Below are 5,189 nucleotides of genomic sequence, written 5' to 3'. Positions count from 1 at the left end.
TTACCAGTATATGATTGTTTACAAGCCTTACGACTATGAAATCTAGGTCTACCATGCTTTCGCTTGAAAAACATTAGCCACGCTTGATAGAGATTATTAGTTACCACTTGTAAACTGGAGCTATCACTTTCTTTCAGAAACGTATATTCTTGTTTAAGTGGTTTTAATAAATATTGCATATCATAAGCTGACAAAATCTTTAAACTAGGATTGTTTTTATACCGTTGGTTAATTAGATTTAACATCTCATTCCAAACAAATCTGTCATTGCCAAACATCCAATCTAATTGTTGTTTCTGTTTAGCATTAGGATAGAATTTTAGTTTAATTCCTTTTAGCATATTATTCACCACCTTTCTGTGCGTTTATTATAATATATGCAAAAAAAGCACTTTAAGGTTAACCAAGTACGGTTAGCTTATCGACAATTCATCCCGTGTTTAAAAACACGGGCTTTCTTGTCTACTAACCTTTGTAAAAATCGTTTTCTAAAACTTCTTGACGTAACTTTTTAATTTCTTCTTTTGTGATAATTACTGTTTTCATATTACTTACCTCTCGTGTGTCTTTTGATTAACTTTATAATGTTATTATGTCATCCCCACCGCCACTATCAAGTTCTGACAGATGCTGATGTACCAACGATTATAAACAAAAAAAGCGGCTAAACCGCCCTTCATCACGAGGGAAAGAAGACTCCTGAACTCTGTTGACTTAACTAAATATCAAGGTTTCTTCATCAAACTTAGTTAGCTTTTCTGATGTAAAGATTGTCTCCCAGTATTCTTCATCTTCTCCTAATTGAGTATTACTTAATTGTGATACATATCCTTCTTCAAGTTCATTTTTAGCCCGAAGGTACGTATCACCTAAGTTATAGGCCTCATCCTCGTTATTTAAGCAATATACATTATTTAATTCAACAAGTTCATCATCTACATCAAATCCTATTCCGTTATCTAATAAGTAAGCACCACCTACTAAAATACTTTCCTCAGCAGAAGTTGCTAAACGTTCTTTCAAAGTTTCAGTTACTGTAGTTATTCGCTTTGTATTAAAATCGTAACTTGCTAAGGTTACTACCTCTTGATTTAATCGATTAATAATTTCTTGTACTTGTACTTTCATGGATATTACCTCTCGTCTTTATGTTTTTTGATTTTGGTTAGGTCTTACTTCATCCCGACCCTATGCCCTAATTATGACCTTTCCATTGTTACTGACAAGCTCTGACAGATATCATAAATTAACTGCATAAGCAAAAAACATCCCCTAAAGGATGCTTTTGACTACTATTTAATTGTTACGTTTACGATTCTATCGCCGTCTAACATAATCCAATTTTTATTCTCATACTCTATGTGATCGGCCAAAGATTCAGCAACATCATTTTCAATCACTGAGTAAGCCCAACTGAAGTCCCAGTTTTTATCCTCTAGTAGTTGGCCCAAAAGTTGATTTGCTTCCTGTTGGCCCAAAAGTTGATATGCTTCCTTTTGTTGAAGGTCTTGCGCCTTACTGCAAGCTTCTTCAAATTCTTCATCATCGTTTTCTGCACACAATGCTTCCAGAATAGACAAAGCTGTGTAGTCTGTTTCAGCATGTCCTTGATGTTCTTCACCTTCCGCGTCAATTACCATATAGTCAACTCGAAACGTTGCGTAATAAGGGATATTAGCCTCATCCCATTGGCTCTGATTGTCAATCGCTTCTTTTACCATCTCTCTCAATTGATGTCTTGCTTCTTTTTTTCCTCGGTTGTCTGTATCTCTTAGTGTAATCATAACTTTAACGTTTCCTTTCTTTATTATAAATTTCGGCCTAAATCTTGAAGAGCTAGGACAACAGCTACTTTCATGTTAATTTTCAACACACGGTCACTCAATTTCTTCATATATTTTTCTGAATCACTCCCCTTAATACTCTTAACAATAGCGTCATGAACTGCGATGATTAATTCATCATCTTTTGCATCTAACATAATGGTTACCTCCCGTTTTTAATACTTTTGATCATACATCTTACTGGGATGCTAACCATCCCTTATCTATGCCCTTATTATGGCATCTCTAACAGGACTAGCAAGCTTTGACGGATGATAATCTGCAATGATTATTGCTATCGTTTCAATCATTTTATAACGATTCCCTTACTCGTTGCAAAATAAAAAGACGGTATCACTACCGCCTTGGTTTTACTTAGCTTTAACACTAATTACGTTAATATGTTCTGTATTGTAACCGCCACCCGCAATAAGTTTTAAATCGTTAATAATGTATTTTGCCATCTCCTCATAATCTCGTCCCCAATATTCGGTATCGAAACGGTAGGTATCGCTAAATTTAAAAATCTTTCCCTCGTACCAATCTTTGATATACCGCATGTCTGGGTGGTCTTTATCAATCGTGTAAGTAATTTCTCCTGTAATAACTACTTTTGGTGATTTTGTTCTGTTATCTAACATAATGTTTTCCCGCTTTCTAGTTTTTTAGATTATCTCGGTTTTGGTTATTTTCCTCAACCTTGTGTCACCATTATGCCATCCCCACCGATGTTAACAAGTTTTGACAGATGTTGATTTAACGATTTTGGGGGTCTTGATTACTAAAAGGGATATTTGAGGTTTTTATCGTACACTAATTCAATACCATAAACACTATAAATTCAATTTTAATGTGGATATTTTTAGCTGTCATTGCATTTTAAATTAAATCAGTATGATTTTATCCGTAATTCTACAACGAGGCTTAAAACTAAAAAAAGCAGGTATTTCACCGCTTTTGAAATTAGATATTTGGCCCTTAGTAATTTGACACTTCTGCTCCGTCCTTCCATACTTCATAGACGCTGTTTTCTAGAATTTCATAATCTGGCATCTCATCATAATTAACACCATTTTCTTCTTCATAGTTAGGAAATTCCTTACGCATATAGTCGATTTCTAAGTCAACTGCAAAAAAGCGGGCTTCTTCTGCGGTATTGAAAGTTCCTAAGATTTCATCTGTATTTGTGTTGATTACATTAAACATAGTTAATTACCCTTCCTGTCCTTTGTTTTTTGATTTTTACAGACTTATTATGTCATTTCTAGTAATACAGGCAAGTTTTGACAGATATTAGCACATCGCTAAAAAAGCGGCCTCTGCCTTTTTTATCCCTTAGGTGTTTACAATTTTCTCGAAAAAAGGCAATTTATTAACATCGCACTTCAATGTTAAGAATTTACCTTTATTCAGAAAAAAAGACAACTAAGCATCCCTTTTGACAAAAAAATAACCTTCAGTTAGTGACGTTTTTTGAACTCCCATTCTACGTCGCTAACCTCCCGGCTATTTATTTTTAGTTTACCGTATTTGTTAATGCTTGCAAGTTTTGACAGATTTACGGATCGTAGGTTAATTGGTCGAAAAAAAGCCCCCAAAATGAAGGGCTTAATTTAAGAGAATTTCTAGTTATTCTACTTCTTGTTATTGCAAGATGTCTCGTTTTCTTTTCTTCGTTCTTTACTGCTTAACATAGTCGCATATCCGAAAGCTAAACTAAGTAGGACTGACGGTGCAACCATCCCGAAAAATACCAACAAAATTTTGAGTTCCATGTGGCCCTCCCCTTTACTCAAGAATAAATTCTAAAGCCATCTTTTGGACGGTGTATTCTTTCCCGTTTTGACGCTGAAAGCTTACCTTAGAATTAGCAACCTTGGTAATAGTAATCTTCTCGTCTTGTTCTAGAGTTACATTCCCTAAATTGGCAGTAATTGGAGTTACAGTGTATGTTTTATTTTCAACTAACATGGTTAGTTCCTCGCTTTCTGTGTTCTCTACTCTATCTAACAGTGGCGGGTTATTTCATCCCTTACCACACTATTTATTATGCCACCGTTAAGGTTACTTACAATCTCTGACAAATAAAAAAGCGAGCGTTTAAGCTCACTTTAAAGGCTTATGTTGCCAACAAGGTAGAAAGTAATTTTTGGAGTTATTTTGCGAAAAAACGTTAATCTTAGCTACGTGTTTAGCTTGTTATTGATACTTTCTACCCTGTTGGCAACATAAGCCACCAAATCAATTTTATCTATACTCGAGTTTATTGCCTGTCACAGTACAATATACTTCTTTCATCATTTCAACAAAAGCGGTCTTTGCGTTGACTACCGAAACATCGGGGTAATAGTGATTACCTGTTATATACTCATAGCGTGAAATATGCTCTAAGTCTATACCTACCGCTTTCCCTTGACTATCTTTAATGCGATCATCTGCAGTTGCTAAAACCTTAAATTTAATGCCTAAAACCTCGAATTGGTCGCCCTCTATGACGTGTTCCATGCTAATTTCAAGTTCTTGTTCCTCGACAAAACGATTAACTGCTTTTCTAGACACTCTCGCAACACAAGGGGCTGTCTTTTTAACTTCATCATAAATCATCCCTAAGCGTTTGAGATTGTCGTTTGTAACATCCCCGTGCAAAGTAACCGTACTTTGATTTGCATAGGTTTTTACAATAATATCTTCCATAAATTTTCCTCCATTTTTTCTAACCAAAGAGGAAATAATTTTATAAATTAGTTTGTTTTTGAAGTTGCTTATTTCCCATACTATTATCAATTATTTGAATGTTACCAATCATTTAGATTACCTCACTTCTTTGGACTTTATTCCTTACTGTATTTTCATTATGTCACAACAATCATCGCCATCAAGTTCTGACAAAATTAAAGGCCTACAACATCCTAAAATGCTGTAAGCCTCCAAATCAGTAGTGGTTTCCTAAACTTTTTAATAAGTACATAACAATCTTTTCTTAGGGGAAAATGTTTAGAAAAAAGTTTTGTTAACTGAGGGATATAGGAGATACCCTCAACATCTTTATTATACTATCAATATAAACAAAAAGTAAATTATAAATACTGTTTTTTCTGATTTAATTCCTATTTAGTCATTGTATTTGCATCATATTGATCCAAAAAATTCTTGAATTGGTTATCTATTTCATGCTGAACTACTTCCTCAAAAGGTTTATTAGTCTGAATAGCTTGCTTGTCAAAATATTCTAAAATTTCAGCATCAGATATTTTATCAAATAAGTTCTCTAAACCTCGACTTTTACAAGCATCCCTTAGGTGTAGCATGATTATTATTCCTCCCATCATGCTATACACCACATCTTTTTCATCATCCATAGAAAAT

At 34.3% G+C, this 5,189-nt stretch carries 10 protein-coding genes; all 10 read right to left on the bottom strand.

Annotation, left to right across the window (positions count from 1 at the left end; translation table 11 throughout):
- Positions 1–341 (bottom strand): helix-turn-helix domain-containing protein (locus FC36_RS06550; protein WP_162257656.1); only part of this gene is annotated, 341 nt, incomplete at its 3' end.
- Between the two features lie 373 nt (positions 342–714).
- Positions 715–1,128 (bottom strand): hypothetical protein, encoded by a 414-nt coding sequence (locus tag FC36_RS06545; protein ID WP_025021501.1) that lies wholly within the window; start codon positions 1,126–1,128, stop codon positions 715–717.
- A 164-nt stretch (positions 1,129–1,292) separates the two neighbouring features.
- A complete protein-coding gene (locus FC36_RS06540) occupies positions 1,293–1,721 on the bottom strand; it encodes a hypothetical protein (protein ID WP_155889657.1) in 429 nt (142 codons plus the stop codon).
- An 86-nt stretch (positions 1,722–1,807) separates the two neighbouring features.
- Entirely contained in the window at positions 1,808–1,981 is a 174-nt protein-coding gene (locus FC36_RS11895) for a hypothetical protein (protein ID WP_155889656.1), read from the bottom strand.
- A gap of 213 nt (positions 1,982–2,194) precedes the next feature.
- Positions 2,195–2,464 (bottom strand): hypothetical protein, encoded by a 270-nt coding sequence (locus FC36_RS06535; protein ID WP_025021499.1) that lies wholly within the window; start codon positions 2,462–2,464, stop codon positions 2,195–2,197.
- Between the two features lie 337 nt (positions 2,465–2,801).
- A complete protein-coding gene (locus FC36_RS06530) occupies positions 2,802–3,029 on the bottom strand; it encodes a hypothetical protein (protein ID WP_025021498.1) in 228 nt (75 codons plus the stop codon).
- A 428-nt stretch (positions 3,030–3,457) separates the two neighbouring features.
- On the bottom strand, positions 3,458–3,598 hold the full coding sequence (locus tag FC36_RS11890) for a hypothetical protein (protein WP_155889655.1): 141 nt from the start codon (positions 3,596–3,598) through the stop codon (positions 3,458–3,460).
- A gap of 13 nt (positions 3,599–3,611) precedes the next feature.
- A complete protein-coding gene (locus FC36_RS06525) occupies positions 3,612–3,794 on the bottom strand; it encodes a hypothetical protein (protein WP_025021497.1) in 183 nt (60 codons plus the stop codon).
- 276 nt (positions 3,795–4,070) lie between these two features.
- Positions 4,071–4,517 (bottom strand): hypothetical protein, encoded by a 447-nt coding sequence (locus FC36_RS06520; protein ID WP_025021496.1) that lies wholly within the window; start codon positions 4,515–4,517, stop codon positions 4,071–4,073.
- Between the two features lie 413 nt (positions 4,518–4,930).
- Positions 4,931–5,189, bottom strand: a 259-nt coding sequence (locus FC36_RS12140) for a hypothetical protein (RefSeq protein WP_162257655.1), incomplete at its 5' end; no start/stop codon positions are given.

It is taken from the genome of Ligilactobacillus equi DSM 15833 = JCM 10991 (assembly GCF_001435735.1).
GTDB classification, from domain to species: Bacteria; Bacillota; Bacilli; order Lactobacillales; family Lactobacillaceae; genus Ligilactobacillus; species Ligilactobacillus equi.
This window is presented reverse-complemented; position numbering and strand designations above follow the sequence as displayed.